This window comes from Acinetobacter radioresistens DSM 6976 = NBRC 102413 = CIP 103788 (genome assembly GCF_006757745.1).
Lineage (GTDB): Bacteria > Pseudomonadota > Gammaproteobacteria > Pseudomonadales > Moraxellaceae > Acinetobacter > Acinetobacter radioresistens.
Genome location: NZ_AP019740.1, coordinates 1,614,673 through 1,635,792, shown reverse-complemented (window position 1 = coordinate 1,635,792; position 21,120 = coordinate 1,614,673). Strand labels below are relative to the sequence as shown.

Here is a 21,120-nt window from a genome sequence, read left to right as displayed (position 1 = left end):
CATATAACTGTCATATTTGTGCAATAACATAATCTGCATTAGATCTTCTTTGTTTGGGTAAAGGTAATGAAGTTAAAATTTATGCTTGTGATCTCACTGGTCGCACCACTGGTACTAACTGCGTGTGCAAAGAAAGAAGAAGCAGCTGCAACTGATCAGGGGCAAAATGCACCTGCTGCAGAAGAAAAAATAACACCTGAACAACAAGCTGCAATTGATGCAATCGATAAGCCAGTCATGGATGAAAATAATACAGATATTTCGCCTGAACAAGCGAATGCACCAGCTGAAGATTCTATGACTCCAGCAGCAGAAATGCCTGCACCAGATGCTGAAACAGCTACTACAGGCACAGCCACACAGTAAATTGTAGGCTTTTGTTTAAAAGTCCCTGCAAATGCAGGGATTTTTTTTTAAATCATGTGTTTTGTTGCTGAATTGAAATAAATGACAGGGTAGAATAGGCCGCATTACCTGGGAGGATATTATGGCACTTATTTCGATGCGCCAGCTCTTGGACCACGCCGCAGAACATAGCTACGGCGTACCAGCGTTCAATGTAAACAATTTAGAACAAATGCGCGCAATCATGCTGGCTGCAGACGCAACCAATTCACCTGTGATCGTACAAGCTTCAGCGGGGGCCCGTAAGTATGCAGGGGCGCCGTTCTTGCGTCATCTTATTCTGGCTGCTATTGAAGAATGGCCACACATTCCGGTAGTTATGCACCAAGATCATGGTACCAGCCCAGATGTTTGCCAACGTTCAATTCAGCTTGGCTTTAGCTCGGTGATGATGGATGGTTCATTAGGTGAAGATGGTAAAACACCAACTTCCTATGAATACAATGTTGATGTGACTCGTCGTACTGTACAAATGGCACATGCTTGTGGTGTTTCAGTAGAAGGTGAAATTGGCTGTCTGGGTTCACTTGAAACCGGTATGGCTGGTGAAGAAGATGGCGTAGGTGCAGAAGGGATACTTGACCATTCTCAGCTGTTGACTTCTGTAGAAGAAGCACGCAGTTTTGTGGCTGATACCAATGTTGATGCGCTGGCAATTGCTGTAGGTACTTCACATGGTGCGTATAAATTCACCCGTCCACCAACGGGAGACATCTTGGCAATTGACCGTATTAAAGAAATTCACGCGGCTCTACCAAATACACACCTGGTTATGCATGGCTCAAGTTCAGTTCCACAAGAATGGTTAGCTATTATTAACCAGTACGGCGGCGATATCAAAGAAACTTATGGTGTGCCAGTTGAGCAGTTGGTAGAAGCGATCAAACATGGTGTACGTAAAATTAACATCGATACAGACTTACGTCTGGCTTCTACCGGTGCAATGCGCCGTATGATGGCTGAGCAGCCAAGTGAATTTGATCCGCGTAAATTCTTTGCCAAGACTATTGATGCAATGAAACAGATCTGTGTAGATCGTTATGAAGCATTTGGTACGGCAGGCCATGCAGATAAAATCCATCCGATTTCACTGGAAAAAATGGTTGATCGTTATAAATAACTCACTACGTGATTTTTTATAATATTTAAAAGCCCACAGATGTGGGCTTTTTCTATAAGCTCAAGTAAAACAAGCTAAGAGTGGCAAGATGGAACTGATTTTTGGGGCGGCCTTATGCAGTGTGGCAGTGTCTATATTCTTAAAATGGGGCAAATCACACGGTTTTGATGCTCTGCAAATGATTACTGTCAATTATGCAGTTGCCAGTGTGCTTTGCTATATATGGTTTAAACCGGATTTTTCTCATGTTTCTTTAAGTACCACTCCGTGGTGGCTGATTTTTATTTTAGGTATGCTATTGCCTGGTATATTTCTATGTCTGGCCAGATCACTACAATACGCAGGAATCCTGAAAACCGAAATTGCGCAACGCCTGTCTGTTGTATTATCTCTACTGGCTGCTTTTTCTATATTTCAGGAACAGTTCAGTATTAGTAAACTGCTGGGTATAGGTCTAGGAATAGTCGCAGTAATCAGTTTATTATTCGGTCAACATTTTCAGGAAAAAACGACTTCCGATCATAAAAAAGGTCTGGTTTTTCTATTGAGTGTATGGATAGGCTACGCGTTGGTGGATATTCTTTTAAAATACACCACAGGCTTAGGCTTACAATTTGCACTGGCCTTGAATCTGGCCTTTCTCTTTTCTTTTGTACTCTCAAGCGGTTTTCTGGTTTTACAAAAAAACCGGTGGTCACAAAAAAATATATTAGCTGGTTCAGGTTTGGGCTTGCTTAATTTTTGTAATATTGCTCTGTACATTAAGGCCCATATGCTACTTAAAGATAGCCCGGCTATTGTATTTGCTGGAATGAATATTCTGGTAGTATTACTGGGCGTGATGAGTGGCTTGCTGTACTTTAAAGAAAAACTGAATCTCCCGACATTAATCGGCTTAATTTTAGGATTGACTGGAGTAATCTGTCTGGCATATGCCATGTAATATGCTTTAAGGTAAGTAAATTTTTATCACTGCTACCGGATGAAGCAAATAATCCAGTTTATTGACACTACCAAGTATCTGGCCTGGCTGCTGGCAATTTGGGCATGCTGGATAGGAAAGCATATGCTGTCTATTTATTTGTTCTATGTACATGCTGCCGCAACCTAGACATTCAAATTTAAGCAGACGTTTGGGAATAGGTAACATTGTTTTTTATTTCCAGTTTTTGAATGATTTTAAAATTTTTATATAAAATTATGATGACAATTATAAAAGGAGAGATATCCTCTCCTCAATTTAGAATTTTATAGCTTGGTAAAAATTTGTTCTCTATCCAAGCGTGATTTAGGTAACTTGGCATTAAAATCGCTTGCACTGCGGTAGCCTAATGTAAGTAATACTGATGGAACTAAGCCTAATTCAGTTAGGCCTAATTCTGCACTGATAATATCTTCATTAAATCCACCAATAGGGGTAGCGTCCACACCTTCAATACCTGCTGCCAATAGCATTTGCCCAAGAGCAATAAAAGTCTGATTTTCAGCCCAACGCTGGACATCACCTTTTTCATTGCGGTAATAATCAACATAACCACTACGGCTGTCTTTCTGACCTTGTTTGGCTGTTTCATCCTTGAAGCGCCCACTTGCTGCATCTTGATTTAACAAATGCTCAAGATGTTCTTCAGTAATATTGGCTTTAGTACAAAATAAAATAGTATGGGAAGAGTCTAATACTTTAGGTGCGTTATAACTGTACTTGCCCACCAGAGCTTTCGCAATACGCTGTTTGGCAGATTCATGATCAGCGATAAAGAAATGCCAAGGCTGAATGTTAATTGATGAAGGAGTATAACGAAGTATTTCCAGGAAGCGTTCAAACTGCTCCTGTGAAATTTTCTTGGTTGGGTCATAAGCTTTAGTCGTATAGCGGTTATGTACGATATCAAGCAGATCCATATATGTACTCCATCACTGCATTTAGGTTCAAATCATTGAGATTGATCATACGATATTTTTTAAATAATACTCGTAAATTCAATCAATTTTTATCTTAAAGAAGCAGGATTATATTGTTTGTTTAATAATTCCAGCTTATCAACTTTAACTCTGTTTGCTCTGCTAGCGGATTTATCTCCAGAATTTGAGCAGAACGCTCTCTCCAGTCACCTAGCACAATACGCTTTTTATTATATATTTCATGAATTGCAGGGCGATGTGTATGGCCGTGAATCAAAATATCGGAATTTTCTAGAACCTGCTCAACTGTATGCTGGTTAACATCCATAATTTCATAAGCTTTGGTCTGCTTGGTCTCAGCACTTTTTTGACGGAATCCATTGGCCAGCTTTTGTCTAAAACCGAGTGGTAGACGCTTTAGAAAGCCCAGCAAAAGTGGGTTGCGAATTATCTTTTTAAAGCGTTGATAAGATATATCATCAGTACAAAGTGCATCTCCATGTTCTAGCCGGAACGCTAAAGCACCAATACTCAACTGATATATATCTGGCAATAGAACACCGTGAAACTGGTCCAAGAATTTTTGGCCTAGGGCAAAGTCACGATTTCCGGCCTGAAAATAGATAGTGTTACCAGCTTGTTGGAACTGCTGTAAAGCCTGAACAATTTCATCCAGCCAAGGCGCGGAATAATCATCACCGATCCAGGCATTAAACCAGTCTCCTAAAATATAGAGCTGGGTATGCTGGTTTGCATAATATTTTAATAAGTCTAAAAACCCCCGAACAAGTCGAGGGTGTTCAGGTGACAAATGTAAATCTGAAATAAACAGATAGGTCACAAGGTGTCCTGTATAAAATTATTCAGAGATAATTTTAGCAGATTCGATTACAACATTTTCCAGAGGAACATCGGCATGGTAACCACGGTTACCAGTACGGACATTTTTAATCTCATTAACAACGTCCATACCTTCAACAACCTTACCGAACACTGCATAACCCCAACCTTGAGCAGTTTTACCTGTATGGTTAAGGAAAGAGTTATTTTTCACGTTAATGAAAAACTGGGCAGATGCAGAGTGAGGAGCCTGGGTACGTGCCATTGCAATCGTACCTTCGTCATTGCTCAGGCCGTTATCTGCTTCATTTTCGATTGCATCGCGAGTTGCTTTTTCTTTAAAGTTTTCGTCGAAGCCACCACCTTGGATCATGAAACCGTCAATCACACGGTGAAAGATAACGCCGTCATAAAAGCCGTCACGAACATATTGCAGGAAGTTTTCAGCAGTTTTAGGTGCTTTTTCAGTATTAAGCTCAAGAACAATACGACCTTTATTGGTGTTTAATTCGACTTGAGGAAAACTCATTGGTTAATCTCCTGAACATGGACAAAAATGCCATGGGTTTTTTGGTTGAGAGAAGCATAAGCAAACTGTAAACTACAAGGCAAGTAAAAACGTTATTTTCTTTGTTAAAAAAACTGAATAGCGTTTTAATTATCCTCATTTTTTGATTTAGAAGTGAATTATCTATTATGAAGCCCAATGATGTTGTTTCATCCCTGCCAAATAACCCGACACCAAATAATGAAGCCATAGTCGATCAAGCGCAGCAACAACAACAGGCAGGCTTAGACTTTATCCGTCAGGTCATTAGTGATGATCTGGCTGCCGGGCGTACCCAGAAAGTAATCACCCGCTTCCCACCAGAGCCGAATGGCTATTTGCATATTGGTCATGTAAAGGCTATCTGTCTGAACTTTGGAATTGCAGAAGAATATCAAGGTGCATGTAACTTGCGTTTTGACGACACCAATCCAGATGCCGAAGAGCAGGAATATGTAGATGGCATTGCTAATGATGTGAAATGGCTTGGATTTCAATGGGAAGGTGAGCCGCGTTATGCATCAAGCTACTTTGATCAGCTCTATACATGGGCGCTTCAGTTGATTCAGCAGGGCGATGCCTATGTAGACTTGCAGACTCCAGAACAGATTAAGTTAAATCGTGGCTCTTTTGTAGAGTCAGGCAAAAACTCACCTTATCGTGATGCAAGTGTTGAAGAGAATCTGACACGCTTTGAGCAGATGCGTAATGGTGAACTGAGTGAAGGTGAAGCGGTACTCCGCGCTAAAATTGATATGGCTTCACCAAATGTCCACATGCGTGATCCGATTCTGTATCGTGTGTTGCATTCTGAGCATCATCAAACAGGCAATAAATGGAAAATCTACCCGATGTACGATTATGCCCATCCGTTGTCTGATGCGATTGAAGGCATCACACATTCGCTTTGTACTCTGGAATTCCAGGACCACCGTCCTTTTTATGATTGGGTCGTCGAGAAAGTCCACTCACCCGCTGTACCGCGCCAGTACGAATCTAGCCGTCTGAATGTCGATTATACTATTACTTCAAAACGTAAACTGCGTAAGCTGGTAGAAGGTGGGCATGTACATGGCTGGGATGATCCTCGAATGCCAACAGTTGTTGGTATGCGCCGTCGCGGTTTTACTCCAGAAGGATTGCGTGATTTTTGCAAGCGAGTAGGCGTTTCGAAAACTGACGGTATTGTTGATGTGGCAATGCTGGAGTTCTGCATCCGTCAGTCACTGGAAAATAGTGCAGCACGTGGTATGGCAGTCCTAAATCCACTTAAAGTAATTTTAACTAATCTGCCAGAAGCCATGGATCTGGTTCATGCGCGCCATCCAAATGTAGATATGGGTGAGCGGAGGATTCCGCTGACCTCTGAAATCTATATTGACCGTAAAGATTTTGAAGAAGTGCCGCCAAAAGGTTTTAAACGCCTCATACCAGATGGTGAAGTTCGTTTACGTCATGCTTATGTCATTAAATGCGATGAAGTTATTAAAGATGAAAGCGGTGAGGTAGTAGAATTGAAATGTTCAATTGATACGGAAACTCTGGGTAAAAATCCGGAAGGGCGTAAAGTAAAAGGTGTTATCCACTGGGTTTCTGCAACCCAAGGTATACCGGCAGAAGTCCGTATTTATGATCACCTGTTTACTGAAGCAGATCCAGAAACTGGAGATGACTTCCTGGCTAACCTTAATCCTGAATCACTCAAAGTGCTTCAGGCGGTAATTGAACCTGCACTGGCACAAGCTCAACCGGAAGACCGTTTCCAGTTCGAGCGTGAAGGTTATTTTGTGGCCGATCGTTATGACCATTCTCCTGAAAAACCGGTATTTAATAGAATTCTCGATTTGAGAGACAGTTTTAAACCGGGTAAATAAGCTTAAAAGAAGCCTCTTGTGAAAGAGGCTTCTTTTTTTAAAGGGCATAATATAAATATGATATGGTTAAAGCTGCTAATAGTGCCTGCTTTTATCTTACTGGTCAGTCTGGCTGGCCGGCGCTGGGGAACAACGGTTGCCGGTATATTGGCCGGTATGCCGGTAGTTGCTGGCCCGATAGTGGTGCTGGTTGCTTTAGAGCAGGGGGTTGGGTTTGGTATATATACTGCGACAGCAGCTGTTACAGGTGTAATTGCCTTACTGAGTTTTGGGATAGCTTATTGCTGGTTAAGTCTGAAACTTAACTGGTGGATGACTTTTCTTCTGGCAACGCTGGTTTGGAGTGTTATTTCTAGCTTTCTGGTACTTTTACCACAAAATATTTATCTTGCCCTTTGTATAGCATTACTCGGTTTGATCTTCACACCGTACTTATTACCTCGGAAAAATTGGGTGTATCGACCTGCAGCTCATGCAAAAGATCTGCCGGTACGAATGTTAGCAGGTGGAGTATTCACGCTGATAGTTACACAGGCTGCTGATCTGGTGGGTGGAACATGGAGTGGATTACTGGCAGTTTTTCCAATTATTGGTTCGATTCTGGCAGTTTTTACGCATATTACACAAGGTGCCGACGCGGTCACTACTCTATATCGGGGTACAGTACGGGGCTTATATTCGCTTGTACTTTTCTTTTTTATATTGGTAATGGCATGGCCATATATGAGTTTCTGGTTTGCGCTTATCCTTGCCATAATTGCAGCAATCACTCTGCAATTGCTATTTCAATATGCAATGAAACCACTTATCTTTTTAAACAATAAAACCCATTAGACTACTTTTTTTCTTCCTGTTTATAGATGAGATAAGAAGGAATCTGCATTTTTGCCTTATCCCGCAGTTTTTTCTTGATATACAATACTAGCGCAAAGGATGTGGTAGCCACGGTAATCATCATGCTGTTCATATAGCTCATGATTGAACTGACATAACCGATAGTTGTCAGACGATTCATCATCTTCACCACTTGCGGGCTGCTCTCGACCCCGGTAATGGCCCAGCTACATAAATGCTCACAGTTGTTAATAATAAGATGATACTGATTCTCATGCATGCGGGAACACATACGTCTAACTACCGTGCGGCCACTATATTTTGGAGCTTCATAGTGGCGTACAGAAATTTTCTTGCCATGAGAAAAGTTCTTGAGTGAGGTCATTTCGATAGGATGTTTTTTAAATAGATGGGCAAAACCAGAATAATGAATCACACGACCACGCCCGGCATAAATACCATGGTGAGTATAGCCAAAATGTTTAACAATTAAATGCGCTCCAACAGTGAAGCGTTTTACGCGTCGTGACTGCATATTGTTTTTATTCCAATAAATCGTTGGGATTACTTTATTGAAAGCAGGGTCAGGATTATACCTAAAATTAGTGTAGGCTGTCACAATATAGCGCGTTTTAACACTTTTATTGAATATTCAGATTTTTTAGAAAAAATAAAAAACTGTTAAGGGTGGCTTATACAATTCTTTTAAAATAAAAATATTTTTCATTTAACGCTTCATGGAAAATTGACCGTTTGGTCAAAACTGGTATGTTTTTTGCTGGGAATAAAACAATTCAACTAAAGCAGATGAGTGTATGACTGTTGAAATTTATCCCTGTAAAAACCATTCTGTTCAGACAGTGGTGCTCAGTTCGGGCCTAGGTGGCCACGCGAATTTTTGGCAGCCGCAGATTGAAGCATTAAGAGAATATTTTCAGGTCATTTGCTATGACCATGAAGGCATAGAACCGCAGAGTCCAGAATTACCGGAAAATTATTCCATACAGCATCTGGCAGAGCATCTGGCAAAAATTTTAAAACAGCACCAACAGCAAAACTGTCATTTTATAGGACATGCCCTAGGTGGGTTTATAGGCATAGAACTTGTGCGGCTTTATCCTGAGCTGGTCAATAGACTGGTCCTGATTAATGCTTGGGACCGGCTCGATTCGCATACTGAAAAGTGTTTTAGTACCCGTATTGCTTTACTTCGGTATGCAGGTATTGAAGCTTATATACGGGCTCAGGCCTTATTTTTATATCCGCCTGCCTGGATTTCCGCACATTCACTGCAATTGAATGAACAGGAAAACAAAATGATCGATATTTTTGCACCTCTAGAAAATGTCTTTAAACGGCTTCATGCATTACAGAATTATCAACCTTTTGAAGTGGCGCGTCAGATTCAAAATCCTACTCTGGTGTTAACCAATCAGGATGACTTTCTGGTGCCATGGAAACGGGGGCTGGCACTTGCCAAGCTGATTAAAAATGCTGAACTGGAATTAATACCAAATGGCGGTCATGCCAGTACCATAACCCAAGCTCAAAGCGTAAATGAGATACTAATTAAATTTTTAACTAAAACAACAGATTAATCTGATATAGGGAGTAGAAAATGACAATTTATCAGCAAGGCCTAGAGCAGGATGTACTCAAGCAGTTATTTACTGAAGCACGTACCTATAATGCATGGCAGGAACGTGATGTAAGCGATGAGCAGCTTATGCAGATTTACGATCTGGTGAAAATGGCTCCCACTTCGGCAAACTGTTCACCTGCGCGGTTTTTGTTTATCAGATCTGCAGGAGCCAAAGCCAAACTTAAACCGGCCTTATCATCAGGGAATCTGGAAAAGACAATGAGCGCGCCCGTAACAGTGGTAGTAGCTTATGACGCAGAATTTTATGAGCAGCTGCCTGAACTTTTCCCACATGGAGATGCCCGGTCATGGTTTACTTCAAGTCCAGAACTGGCACATGAAACGGCTTTTCGTAACAGTTCCATGCAAGCAGCTTATCTGATTTTGGCCTGTCGGAGCCTGGGGCTTGATACCGGTCCAATGTCCGGTTTTAATCCAGCTTTAATTGATGAAACTTTTTTTGCAGGCACCAGTTGGAAATCTAACCTGCTGATTAATATTGGCTATGGAGCTACAGAAAAATTGTTTGAGCGGTTACCTCGACTGAATTTTGAAAAAACCTGCAAAATACTCTAAAGCCCATCGAGCAGGAACATACGCGTTGTTGCTGCTCAAGTAATTCTAAAAAATCAAAATACTAAATCTTAAATAAATTATTAATAGTTAAAAAATTAGCTTTGAATAGATTTTTGCTGCGATTAATTGAAGATGCTTATATTTCTGTTCCTGATGCACTATCTAATTAAAAATACTACTCTTGAGCCCTTATCTAATTTATATTTATTAGTATGCTTCGATTATTTTCTTAGGAAACACTTATATTTGATAAGAAGCTTAAAAAAGCCACTGTTGCAGTCGTATTGCGCTTTAAAGCACAGATTACTCGTTTTATTCACAGTATTTATATTTAATAGAACTGCCCTAATTCTGATTTTTAATAATTTTCTCTATATTTATACAACTCAAGATAGATCTTAAAAATAATTTTAATACCTTTGCGAGTAATGTACCGCTGTTTTTTACGTCATGGTGCGCTTGATATTTAAACTTGGTTTAACTCTGTTATTCATTTCTATTCTGGATAGAGCCAGTCTAAGATTCTATGAAAGCTACTCATCTTATTAGTTATTTTCAAAAGCCTTTAAATTTTGCACTGTATGCACATATTTTGTGCGCGTGATACTTTTTGATACACCTATTTAGACTAAATGGTAAAAAAAATAATATCTCAATTTTTTATTAATATGTTGATATTAAAGAATAAAAAATATTGGCATGTACCTTGCATTAATAAAAATACAAGCAAGAAGAACTGATGTACTTGGTCCTTTTACTCGAGAAGTTTTAAAAGAGAGGTACGAATATGAAAGTCGGCGTTTTTTGTCCAATTGGTAATAACGGATGGTTGCTCTCGAAAACAGCACCACAATATCAACCAAGTTTTGAAATGAATAAAGAAATCGTACAGCGTGCTGAACATTACGGTTTTGACTTTGCTTTATCCATGATCAAGTTGCGCGGTTTCGGGGGGGAGACTGAATTTTGGGATTATAACCTGGAAACATTTACATTAATGGCTGGCTTGGCTGCGGTTACGTCCAAAATCCAGATTTATGCAACAGCTGCTACATTAGTTATGCCACCGGCAATTGTAGCAAGAATGGCTTCCACAATTGATTCTATTTCTAATGGCCGCTTTGGTCTGAATGTAGTAACTGGCTGGCAAAAGCCAGAATATAGCCAGATGGGTATGTGGCCGGGAGACGAGTACTTTGGTAAACGTTATGAATATCTTTCAGAATATGTGCAGGTATTAAGAGAGTTATGGGCAACAGGCCACTCTGACTTTAAAGGTGATTTTTTCAAGATGGATGACTGCCAGGTGAAGCCAGTGCCTCAGGCAGACATGAAAATTATCTGTGCAGGCCAGTCTGATGAAGGATTGGCATTTTCAGCAAAGTATGCCGATTATAATTTCGTTTTTGGTAAGGGCTTAAACACTCCAACGGCCTATGCCGGTATTAATGAACGTCTAAAAACACAGACAGATAAGACAGGCCGTGATGTTTCGACTTATGTACTGTTTATGATCATTGCTGATGAAACTGATGAAAAGGCTCAGGCAAAATGGCAAAACTATAATAATGGGGCTGACATGCAAGCTATTCAGTGGTTACAGGACCAAGGCGGAAAAGACAAGATTTCAGGTAATGACACCAATATACGGCACATGGCTTCCAGTGTATCTCCAGTCAATATCAATATGGGAACTCTGGTAGGTTCATATGAAAAAGTGGCTGCCATGCTTGATGAAATTGCAGAAGTTCAAGGTACAGACGGTATTCTTCTGACTTTTGATGATTTTATAAAAGGTGTAGAAGATTTCGGAACCCGAATTCAGCCACTGATGAAAAGCCGTATTGAAGTAGATAGCCCTGTACCAAGCCAGGTCACTGCACTGGAGAAAAGCGCATGAATATGAAATCAGCAATATGTGCCGACTTTACTTCAGATTCTGCACCAATTTTGAATGCTGCTCCTGAAGCAATCAAGCTCGATCCCAAACAGACAGCATTGATTATTGTGGATATGCAAAATGCATATGCCAGTTCAGGTGGTTATCTGGACTTGGCCGGTTTTGATGTATCTACTACACAACCAGTCATTGAGCAAATTAAAAAAGCTGTGGATATTGCCCATCAGGCAGGTATTCAGGTGATTTATTTCAGAAATGGCTGGGACCAGCATTATGTAGAAGCTGGCGGAGCAGGTTCGCCAAATTTTCATAAGTCAAATGCCCTGAAAACCATGCGTAAGCAGCCGGAGCTACAGGGAAAATTACTGGCTAAAGGCGGCTGGGACTATGAGCTGGTTGATGAGCTAAAGCCTGTAACGGGTGATATTGTTATCGATAAACCCCGTTATAGTGGTTTCTTTAATACTAGTCTGGACAGTGTGCTGCGTGCACGTGGTATCCGTAATTTATTATTCACCGGAATTGCGACTAATGTCTGCGTAGAGTCTACCTTAAGAGATGGCTTCTTCCTGGAGTACTTCGGTGTATTACTTGATGATGCTTGCTATCAGGCTGGTCCGCGTGAAGCGCATGAAGCCACTTTATATAACGTTAAAACCTTTTTTGGCTGGGTTTCTGATGTAGCCAGCATGCAACAGTGTTTTAGTCAAAAACAGTCCCAGAGCTCAGCAGCATAAGTTATTTTTTAAATAAAAAAATTGGAAGAAGAAACATGGCAAAAACAGTAATTATACCAGAAGGTACTGGTACGCCTTTGGCACCTTATGTTCCAGCAACCTTGGCCGACAATATTGTATATGTATCCGGTACCTTACCCTTAGACACAAATAATGAGGTGGTCTTTGTAGGAGATGCTGCTGCCCAGACCCGACATGTACTTAGTACCATTCAGAATGTCATCGAGACAGCGGGCGGTACGATGGATGATGTGACCTTTAATTCCATATTTTTAAAAGACTGGGCAGATTATGCTGCCATCAATACTGTCTATAGAGAATTTTTCCCAAATGAAAAACCAGCCCGTTTCTGTATCCAATGCGGGCTGGTGAAACCCGAAGCTCTGATTGAAATTGCTTCGGTTGCTCATATTGGCTAATCGCATCATGGACCATATTGAGAAAGATGCTAGAACAGATTAAAGGCTAAAAAATTCCGCACGAACCTGGCATCTTTCTACTATTGAGGAGAATTACACATGAATTCAGTTGTAGCAAAAGATCTGGCAGTGAGTACAAAACTTTCGGCATCTCTGATGAAATTAAAAGAGTCATCAGCCTCAGAAAAACCGGTTTTAAATGAAACCCAGCAGTTATTTAGGAACGCCATGAGCAATCTGGCGGCAGCAGTCAATATTATCAGTACCGACGGATCAGCGGGACGTGCGGGCTTTACTGCATCTGCTGTATGTAGTGTAACCGATACGCCACCTACATTATTGGTCTGCCTGAACCGTAATGCATCAGTCTATGAAACTTTCAAGCAGAATCAGGTGTTATGTGTTAACACGCTCGCTTTGGAGCATAAAAATCTGAGTAATCTGTTCGGCGGCAAAACACCAATGGCAGAGCGTTTTGCACAGGGCGAATGGCAAACCCTGACGACTGGTTCACCGGTATTGCAAGACGCCATGCTGGCTTTTGACTGTCAGGTTAAACAGATCAGTAGCGTAGGTACACATGATATTTTTTTCTGTGAAGTACTAAGTATTCAACAAAAATCAGGAGCTCGCAGTCTGGTTTATTTTGACCGCGCCTATCACCAGCTTACTCAACACCACTAAATCTATTGCAGAAATAAAAATAAACTTTGGGGGTAGTAGACATGAAAGAACGTTGGTTTGTCAGATGGCGTCCCTATCGGGGAAATCTTGAAAAAACGCCTGTAGCAATGAATGAATATCTGCCAGTAGGGCAAAGCATGGTACTGGGCGCCCAGCATGCTTTTGCCATGTTTGGAGCAACTATTCTGGCCCCTCTATTGATGGGTTTTGATCCGAGCCTGACGATGCTCATTACGGGTATCGGTACGATTTTATTTTTCCTCATTACAGGCGGCCATGTGCCGAGTTATCTGGGATCAAGTTTTGCATTCATTGGCGCCGTAGCTGCAGCCACTGGCTATGCTGGAGCTGGCAGTAATCCCAATATCGCGCTTGCTTTAGGCGGAACAATTGTATGTGGAGTTTTATATGCAATTGTAGGTTTAATGGTCATGCGAACTGGTACTCAGTGGATTGAGAAACTGATGCCACCTGTAGTAACCGGTACAATTGTCATGATTATCGGGTTAAATCTTGCCCCGGTTACCATTAAAAGTGTTTCAGCCAATAATTTCGATGCATGGATGGCACTTGTAACTATTTTATGTATTGGTACGATTGCCGTTTTTACCCGAGGCATGATTCGTCGTCTACTATTACTGATCGGTCTGGTCATGTCCTACGCGATATACTTTGTCTGCGCCAATGTCATGGGTTTAGGCAAACCAATCGATTTTAATGCTATTTCTAGTGCTGCCTGGTTCGGTTTACCTGCTTTTCATCAGCCGGTATTCCAGCTTAATGCCATTTTATTGATCGCACCTGTGTTTATTATTTTAATTGCTGAAAACCTCGGCCACTTTAAGGCGGTCAGTGCGATGACCGGGCAAAATATCTCTCCATATATGGGAAGGGCTTTCTTTGCAGATGGTTTATGTACCACACTTTCAGCTTCAGTAGGTGGTACAGGCATGACGACTTATGCTGAAAATATTGGGGTAATGGCAGCCACTAAAATTTATTCTACTGTTGTCTTTGTTATTGCTGGTGTTTTTGCAATCCTGTTAGGTTTATCCCCAAAATTCGGTAGTCTGATCAGCACCATTCCAGTAGCAATTCTGGGCGGCGCTTCAATTGTAGTTTTTGGTCTAATTACGATCGCAGGAGCACGTATCTGGATTAGTAATCAGGTAGATTTTAGCAAGAATGGCAATATGATCGTCGCTGCGATCGCTCTAATTATGGGTGCAGGTAATTATTCTCTGCATATTGGCAACTTTGATTTAGGCGGAATTGGTACTGCAACCTTTGCTGCAATTCTGATGAATCTGGTTTTTAATCGTGAAACACGGACTCTTAAAACTGGTTCAGGTACAACACCTTTAACTTCACCTGCCATGCCCGTTAAAGAATAAATCTAGAACAGTACAGATACAAAGTAGTTGATAAAAAATTTATCAGTTTTTAAAAAACCTTATCTTTTATGGAAGTAACTATGACAATAAAATCTGTAGCATTCATTGGCTTGGGTGCAATGGGCTGGCATATGGCAGGCCATTTGACCAAAGTATATACAGATGTCCGGGTCTGGAACCGTACTGCCAGCAAGGCCAAAGAACATGCCAGAGTGTTCGCAACACAAGCCACCAGTCTTAAAGAAGCGGGACAGGCCGATATTATTTTTTCCTGTTTACCTACCAGTAAGCAGGTTGAGGAGATTATTCAAGAGGCACAACCTAAAACGGGTAGTATCTGGGTAGATTGTACCAGTGGAGAGCCACAATCAGCACAGCGGCTACAACAACAATTAAAAGAGCAGGGCGTAACCTATCTTGATGCGCCAGTTTCAGGACAGACTATAGGGGCAGAAAAAGGCACCTTAACCGTTATGGTTGGTGGAGACCCGAATATGCTAGAGCAGGCAAACCCGGCCATTCAAACTTTTGCCGGTCTGATTCAGCATGTAGGCGAAAGTGGTTCGGGATTTGCAGTAAAAGCGGTAAACAATATTTTGATGGCAGCAAATTTATGGGCGTTGGCTGAAGGTATGTGTAATTTAAAAAGCCAAGGGGTCGAATTGGATGCAGCCCTAAAATGTATTAATGCCTCAAGCGGTCAAAGTAATATGTCTCATAATATTTTTGCACAGCGCGTGTTGAGTCGTGAATTTCCTTTAACTTTTGCATTAAACCTGCTTGCGAAAGATGCCACTATTGCTACACAGCTTGCAGGCTCAACTCAAACTATAATGCCGGTTTTGCAGTTAACACAGCAGCTGTATCGTTCTGCCAGTAATAATCTACCCTCAGAAAGTGACTTTTCCAGTGTGGTACAGCAGCTGGAGCAATGGAATAATCTAACCCTGCAATCTGCCTGAATAAATCTTGTTGTTCTATATGATTAGATATTTGTTAATAAAAAGTCCTGTATATAAACAGGACTTTTTTATGGTTATTTTCAACAAGGCATTTTACTGAATTGGATGATGAGAAATTTCACTCAATTCTTTGCGGCTATAACCACGTGATACCAATACCCGGGTAATCCCTGCGATGACATCTTCATTGGTGGCTTTCGCCAACGCTTCCAAAAGTTGTGCATTGCTTTTACATGCACAATCATTTTCGACACAAACAACCTGGTTTTTATGTGCGTTCTGTTGCTGGTCTGCGGAGAACAGCTTTTGCCAAAAACTCATAAATTTATATTAATCAACCTAACATATGCGGAAATATAGCCAAATTAAAATAAAATACAAGTCATCCTAGGTCTTAAAAGATGAGCTCAACAGTTAAAACTTTTAATTTTACTGTTACGACTTAACAGTTTTATGACAGAGGAGAAATCTTATAACTTACAACTATATGTATTAGTTATATTTTTTATAAAATAAAAAGAGATTATAAAAATAATCTCTTTTACATATGATACAAATTGTTTAAATCTTTTCCAGCAAAATACCTGTCTCCACATGATGGGTATATGGAAACTGGTCAAACATGGCAAACTTTAAAATTTTGTGGCTTTCTAATAAGATTTTAAGATTATCATGCAGGGTGTCAGGATTACAGGAAATATAGATAATCCGGTCAAAGCGTTGTAATAATTTTAAAGTATCCAGATCGATTCCTGCACGTGGCGGATCAACAAAAACAGTATCGAACTCATAACTCTGAATGTCAATTTCTGCTTCCTGCAAACGTCTGAATTCACGTTCACCATTGAAAGCTTGGGTAAACTCTTCAGCTGAGAGGCGGGCCAACTGGATATTGTTAATTCCATTTTGCTCAATATTCCATTGCGCTGCATAAACTGAACTTTTGGCCAGCTCGGTTGCCAGCACCCGCTCAAATTTTAAAGAAAGCGGTAGCGTAAAATTACCATTACCGCAATAGAGTTCCAAAAGATGCTTTTGTGATGCCTCGGCAGCTTTACATGCCCATTCAAGCATTTTCTGGCAGACAATTGCATTAGGCTGAGTAAAACCACCTTCAATCTGTTTATATTTAAATTTTTGTTCTAATACCTGTAATTCTTCTACAACAAAGTCATCAGTTAATACCAGCTTTTGACCGCGGCTCCGCCCAATAATCTTAATATTTAACTTTTCTGCCAGAGTTCTTGCTGCCTTTTCCCACTCATTGTCGAGTTTACGGTGATAAATCAGTGTAACCAGCATCTCACCGCTTAAAGTAGCTAGGAAATCAACCTCGAACAGACGTTTTTCAAGCAGAGGGTCTGCTTTGAGTTCTGCAAGTAAAATCGGCATAAGCTGGTTAATGCTGTGATCTGCAATTGGAAATTCATCTACACGAATAACTGTTTTTTGCTGGTCTTCAGGATTACGTTCGAACATGGCATAAAAAATATCCTGATCGGTATGCCAGATACGGAATTCAGCACGCATCCGGAAATGCTGTTCAGGTGATTCAAATACTTCCAGGGCAGGCGGGTTAAATTCGGCAAATTGAGTAGAAATACGCTGAATTTTTGCTTCAAGTTGGGCTTGATAGGTCGCGGTCATAAAGAATCAACAAAAACAGGTGAAAATCGATGCTGCATCTTAACAAAGATTGGCAGGAATAAAAATCAGTCCTGCCTTTCAACGTGCTGTGCTTTTGCCGGTCTTTATACAGTACTAGAAGGATCGGATCATTTTTAAACCAGCACTCCAGTTGCGGCCATCTGCGGGTTCGAAGAAACGTTTGTTCCCATCATTTACTATTACTGAACCTACATAATCTTTATCAAGCAAGTTATCTACCCGGGCAAAAGTATTGATTTTCCAGTCAGCATTTTTCCATACATAGCCAATATTCGCAGCCATAACTGTATAACTTGGTGCAGTATCAGAATTAATATCGTCTACATAAATTTTATCATTGTAGCGAACATCAAGTCCTGCCTGAAAACCGGTTTCGGGTTGCCAGTTTAAAGCGATATAGGCCTGATTTTTGGCAATTCCCGGTATGATATTGCCTTTATATACGGTTTCACGGCTGTCTGAGCCAGGAATATCTGCATCAAACTTGGCATTTAGATAACTATAACTTGCCTGTGCATAAAGCTCCCGCCACAAGTTTTTATTCCAGTACAACTCAATACCTTCACGCTGGGTGCGTTTGGCATTTTGAAAAGTATTACGGCCATTATTACTCTCTGCCGAGACAATGTCATTGCGAGTCTGAGTATGGAAAATGGCCGTACTGAAATCGCCCCAATTATTCTGAGTTTTGAAACCAAGCTCATAACTGTCACTGCTGGCTGGCTTCAAATCAAAATTAATCCCCGAAGTTCCTAAGGTAGGGTAAGCCATTTCTGTAAAGGTTGGTGTTTCAAAGCCTTTAGCATAGCTAATATAAAGTGTTGAATCCGGTCTGATATTCCAGCTTAATGCAATTGAGGGAAGAAGCTTCTGATAGTCTGTCTGTCCACTGTCATCCTCATTGGGACCCTTAATGTATTTATCTTTAGATTCATAATGCACATTGCTATAACGCAGACCACTGTCTACCCGCCAGTCTGGCAGGAATTGCCAAGAAGCCTGAATATAGGGGTCAATATTCCATAAAGTATTTTTCTCATCACGACGCAAGTTACCTTTTACGCCATATTGTGGTGTATTGTTATTCAATACAAAATTTTCATAACCCTTCCGGTCTTCATCCATTGCATCGAGTGCCATACCAATACTTAGGGTAGTATTTGGCAGTAGCTCTTTACCGGTCCAGCGCAAATCTGTACCGTAATATATACGGTCAAAATCGATTACACCGCCGGCATGGCGTGCGTTTAGCTGTGTACTATTAGGTATACATTCTTGGGTATCTTTTTTAAATATGCATCGAGGTATAGACTGGTATTGCACCACATGACGCTGCCCGGCATAAGTCATGACATAGAGTTCATGCTGATCATTAATTGGTTTTGTCCACGTTACACCTGTTTGAGTTTGCTCAATATCTTTGCGAACATCATAGGTATTCTTTACATCATTGACTTGGCGAGGATTTTTCTGCCACTGCTCTCGGTTCAAACCTTGTGGATCATCTGCATTAATCTTGACATAGTTGGTTACCCAGTTAACTTGAGAACCATCTTCCAGATTCCAGCTCAGCTTTGCATTGTTCAGGACTTTACGTGCTGCACTATGTTCCCGAAAGCCGTCAGTGTCAAAGTAAGATGAACTGATGATATAGCTTGGTTCACCTGCTTTATTTGCACCACCTTGTAAAACCAGACTGGTTTTGTTTTTATGATGGCTGCCTTCGGCATAACCCAATTCAACAGAATCACGACCTTTGCCTTTACGTGTCGTGGTAAGAATAGTCCCGCCAGATGAATTTCCATACAGGGAAGAGAATGGACCACTTAATACTTCTATATGGTCGAGACTGCCCAAATCAATATTTGAGGTCTGACCTTGACCATCCGGCATGGTGGCAGGAATACCATCAACATATAAGCGTATACCGCGTACCCCGAATGTTGAACGTGCACCAAAGCCACGCATGGAAATTTGCAGATCTTGCGCATAGTTTTCACGGTTATTAATCTGCAGCCCTGGAACACCTTTTAGGGTTTCTGACAGATTCACATCCAGATTATTCTGATTTTGTGGCTGTTCTATACGATAGACAGATGCCGGTGTTTCAAGCCAGCTCGTATCGGTACGTGTAGCTTCAAGCGTAATTGGTGCAAGCTGTACAACTTCTTGTGCTTGAGCCCAGCTTGCCTGAAGAATGCAGGCACTCAGAAGAAGTTTTTTATATGGAAAGGCAGATAGGGAAGCAGAGCTTTTCATAAGTATCCTGGACTGGTAAATACTAATAGCCTAAGAATTTAAGACTAGATTCTTAAGGTAAAAAAGCTGAGTTTTTAAAAGATCAGACCATGTTTATTCATATATAAAACAATGAAAGTATAAGGGAAAGATTTGTTATAAGAATAAGTTAAAGCTCCCCTATGACTCTAAACCTGATTTCAGATAAAAACTCAGCATTAGAAGCGTATTAAAATGGAAATAAATGCAGCTGACCAGAATTTATCTGTAGTATCTTGGTATAAAAGTCGTAGAATAACTTGAGAAATAAGATTATTTATATTTTTAAAATTCAAAGAGATCAATAAAAAGCCAGCGGCTTAAACTATAGCGCCGGCTAATATTTTAGTACTGATTAGTTTCCACGATAAGTAGAATATCCATAAGGGCTGAGTAGGAGTGGAATATGATAGTGGGGTACAGTGCCCTTCACTTCAAAAATGACCGGAATTTCGGGAAAAAAAGTATCCTGTTTCTGTGTTTTAAACCAGTCACCTGTTTTAAAGGTAACTTTATAAAGCCCCTGATGAAAATTCTTGTTTTCCGGATAAAGTGCAGTAATACGGCCATTTTCATTGGTTTTAGACTGGCTGATTTGAACCCATTTTCCTTTAATCTGTTCTTCAAGCGTGACCTCAACATTAGATGAAGGCAAGCCTGTTTCTAGGTTAAGTACATGCACACTGAGCGGATTAGCTGCAGCAAAACTGAATTGGGCTGCACATAGACTTAAACCGGCAATAATGAGTTTTTTCATGTTTTTACTCCTGTGATAAACTTTTTTGGACACCCTGTTCGGCGCATGCTTCATCTTGTGCTGCACCACCTCCACCTGCGACTCCTACTGCACCAATCACTTCATTTTTATAGGTTACTGGAATACCGCCACCGAGTAGCAACAGTTCATTTAGGGTGTTCAAATTACTGGCTTCAGGGTTATTTTGAGCATTACGGTTCAGGACAGAAGTCCGTGTTTTGGTAGACAGTGCAGTATAAGCCTTACGCTGTGCCGCAAGGGTATTATGTGGACCAACACTTTCGTGACGTTTGAGTACCAGTATATTGCCACCCCGGTCCAGTACCGCGACTGCAATATTCTTTTGCTGGGCATGACAGGCAGTAATGGTATGATCAGCTAAATGTTCAGCAAGCTTTAGACTTAAATTATATTGCTGTATTGGTTCAGGTGTTTTCGCAGACAATGTCGTGATAAAACCTGAAGCTAAAATAAAGCTTGCCGTCAGAACAGGCCAGTAAGATGGCTTTAACATGAGTATCTCCTTAAATCCTGAAAACATAATAAAAAGAGATGTGGTCTTGTTGGATGACAAGTAGATTA

General features: G+C 40.7%; 23 protein-coding genes. 14 read left to right on the top strand and 9 right to left on the bottom strand.

What is annotated here, in order from left to right:
* Positions 1–66 precede the first annotated feature (66 nt).
* The 4 genes from ACRAD_RS07700 (at position 67) to ACRAD_RS16685 (ending at position 2,636) form a co-directional block, all read left to right on the top strand.
* The gene (locus ACRAD_RS07700) at positions 67–366 is read left to right on the top strand and encodes a hypothetical protein (protein WP_005026248.1); all 300 of its coding nucleotides are present in this window, start codon (positions 67–69) and stop codon (positions 364–366) included.
* A gap of 121 nt (positions 367–487) precedes the next feature.
* On the top strand, positions 488–1,525 hold the full coding sequence (fba, locus tag ACRAD_RS07695) for a class II fructose-bisphosphate aldolase (RefSeq protein ID WP_005026246.1): 1,038 nt from the start codon (positions 488–490) through the stop codon (positions 1,523–1,525).
* Between the two features lie 88 nt (positions 1,526–1,613).
* A complete protein-coding gene (locus ACRAD_RS07690) occupies positions 1,614–2,468 on the top strand; it encodes a DMT family transporter (RefSeq protein ID WP_005026244.1) in 855 nt (284 codons plus the stop codon).
* 39 nt (positions 2,469–2,507) lie between these two features.
* Positions 2,508–2,636: a hypothetical protein gene (locus ACRAD_RS16685; RefSeq protein ID WP_016801188.1), complete on the top strand. Its 129-nt coding sequence runs from the start codon at positions 2,508–2,510 to the stop codon at positions 2,634–2,636.
* Positions 2,637–2,773: 137 nt separating this feature from the next.
* Here ACRAD_RS16685 and nfsB read toward each other — a convergent pair whose 3' ends face one another.
* The 3 genes from nfsB to ACRAD_RS07675 form a co-directional block, all read right to left on the bottom strand.
* The gene (nfsB, locus tag ACRAD_RS07685) at positions 2,774–3,427 is read right to left on the bottom strand and encodes an oxygen-insensitive NAD(P)H nitroreductase (protein WP_005026240.1); all 654 of its coding nucleotides are present in this window, start codon (positions 3,425–3,427) and stop codon (positions 2,774–2,776) included.
* 121 nt (positions 3,428–3,548) lie between these two features.
* A complete protein-coding gene (locus ACRAD_RS07680; protein WP_005026238.1) occupies positions 3,549–4,268 on the bottom strand; it encodes a UDP-2,3-diacylglucosamine diphosphatase in 720 nt (239 codons plus the stop codon).
* Between the two features lie 18 nt (positions 4,269–4,286).
* On the bottom strand, positions 4,287–4,796 hold the full coding sequence (locus ACRAD_RS07675; RefSeq protein WP_005019994.1) for a peptidylprolyl isomerase: 510 nt from the start codon (positions 4,794–4,796) through the stop codon (positions 4,287–4,289).
* A gap of 167 nt (positions 4,797–4,963) precedes the next feature.
* Here ACRAD_RS07675 and ACRAD_RS07670 point away from each other — a divergent pair, with 167 nt between their 5' ends.
* Positions 4,964–6,688, top strand: a complete 1,725-nt coding sequence (locus ACRAD_RS07670; protein WP_005026236.1) for a glutamine--tRNA ligase/YqeY domain fusion protein — start codon at positions 4,964–4,966, stop codon at positions 6,686–6,688.
* A 57-nt stretch (positions 6,689–6,745) separates the two neighbouring features.
* Positions 6,746–7,522, top strand: a complete 777-nt coding sequence (locus tag ACRAD_RS07665) for a hypothetical protein (protein WP_005026234.1) — start codon at positions 6,746–6,748, stop codon at positions 7,520–7,522.
* Between the two features lies 1 nt (position 7,523).
* On the opposite strand, the gene ACRAD_RS07660 is transcribed toward ACRAD_RS07665, so the two are convergent.
* Positions 7,524–8,057 carry a lecithin retinol acyltransferase family protein gene (locus tag ACRAD_RS07660; protein ID WP_005026231.1) on the bottom strand — a complete coding sequence of 178 codons (534 nt, stop codon included), beginning with the start codon at positions 8,055–8,057 and terminating at the stop codon, positions 7,524–7,526.
* Between the two features lie 280 nt (positions 8,058–8,337).
* On the opposite strand from ACRAD_RS07660, the gene rutD reads away from it, so the two are divergent.
* The 8 genes from rutD to ACRAD_RS07620 all read left to right on the top strand — a co-directional run bounded on the left by rutD (position 8,338) and on the right by ACRAD_RS07620 (position 15,836).
* Complete coding sequence (gene rutD / locus ACRAD_RS07655; RefSeq protein WP_005026229.1) at positions 8,338–9,120, top strand: pyrimidine utilization protein D; 783 nt, start codon at positions 8,338–8,340, stop codon at positions 9,118–9,120.
* Between the two features lie 20 nt (positions 9,121–9,140).
* Entirely contained in the window at positions 9,141–9,740 is a 600-nt protein-coding gene (locus ACRAD_RS07650) for a malonic semialdehyde reductase (protein ID WP_005026227.1), read from the top strand.
* 787 nt (positions 9,741–10,527) lie between these two features.
* Entirely contained in the window at positions 10,528–11,640 is a 1,113-nt protein-coding gene (gene rutA / locus ACRAD_RS07645; RefSeq protein WP_005026225.1) for a pyrimidine utilization protein A, read from the top strand.
* Positions 11,637–12,377, top strand: a complete 741-nt coding sequence (gene rutB, locus ACRAD_RS07640; protein ID WP_005026223.1) for a pyrimidine utilization protein B — start codon at positions 11,637–11,639, stop codon at positions 12,375–12,377. The genes rutA and rutB overlap by 4 nt, the downstream gene beginning before the upstream one ends.
* Positions 12,378–12,412: 35 nt before the next feature.
* On the top strand, positions 12,413–12,796 hold the full coding sequence (gene rutC / locus ACRAD_RS07635; RefSeq protein ID WP_005020003.1) for a pyrimidine utilization protein C: 384 nt from the start codon (positions 12,413–12,415) through the stop codon (positions 12,794–12,796).
* A gap of 156 nt (positions 12,797–12,952) precedes the next feature.
* Positions 12,953–13,480: an NADH-dependent FMN reductase RutF gene (gene rutF, locus ACRAD_RS07630; RefSeq protein ID WP_227548704.1), complete on the top strand. Its 528-nt coding sequence runs from the start codon at positions 12,953–12,955 to the stop codon at positions 13,478–13,480.
* Positions 13,481–13,521: 41 nt separating this feature from the next.
* Positions 13,522–14,874, top strand: a complete 1,353-nt coding sequence (locus tag ACRAD_RS07625) for a solute carrier family 23 protein (RefSeq protein WP_005026219.1) — start codon at positions 13,522–13,524, stop codon at positions 14,872–14,874.
* Positions 14,875–14,954: 80 nt separating this feature from the next.
* Positions 14,955–15,836, top strand: a complete 882-nt coding sequence (locus ACRAD_RS07620; protein WP_005026217.1) for an NAD(P)-dependent oxidoreductase — start codon at positions 14,955–14,957, stop codon at positions 15,834–15,836.
* A 93-nt stretch (positions 15,837–15,929) separates the two neighbouring features.
* Here the strand turns inward: ACRAD_RS07620 and ACRAD_RS07615 are convergent, their stop codons facing one another.
* The 5 genes from ACRAD_RS07615 to ACRAD_RS07595 all read right to left on the bottom strand — a co-directional run bounded on the left by ACRAD_RS07615 (position 15,930) and on the right by ACRAD_RS07595 (position 21,052).
* Entirely contained in the window at positions 15,930–16,157 is a 228-nt protein-coding gene (locus tag ACRAD_RS07615) for a hypothetical protein (RefSeq protein WP_005020007.1), read from the bottom strand.
* 240 nt (positions 16,158–16,397) lie between these two features.
* Complete coding sequence (trmA, locus tag ACRAD_RS07610; protein WP_005026214.1) at positions 16,398–17,483, bottom strand: tRNA (uridine(54)-C5)-methyltransferase TrmA; 1,086 nt, start codon at positions 17,481–17,483, stop codon at positions 16,398–16,400.
* A 114-nt stretch (positions 17,484–17,597) separates the two neighbouring features.
* Complete coding sequence (locus tag ACRAD_RS07605) at positions 17,598–19,763, bottom strand: TonB-dependent receptor family protein (protein WP_005026211.1); 2,166 nt, start codon at positions 19,761–19,763, stop codon at positions 17,598–17,600.
* Between the two features lie 373 nt (positions 19,764–20,136).
* Complete coding sequence (uraH, locus tag ACRAD_RS07600) at positions 20,137–20,538, bottom strand: hydroxyisourate hydrolase (RefSeq protein ID WP_005020012.1); 402 nt, start codon at positions 20,536–20,538, stop codon at positions 20,137–20,139.
* Between the two features lie 4 nt (positions 20,539–20,542).
* Positions 20,543–21,052: a GlcG/HbpS family heme-binding protein gene (locus ACRAD_RS07595; RefSeq protein ID WP_005026209.1), complete on the bottom strand. Its 510-nt coding sequence runs from the start codon at positions 21,050–21,052 to the stop codon at positions 20,543–20,545.
* Positions 21,053–21,120: the final 68 nt, after the last annotated feature.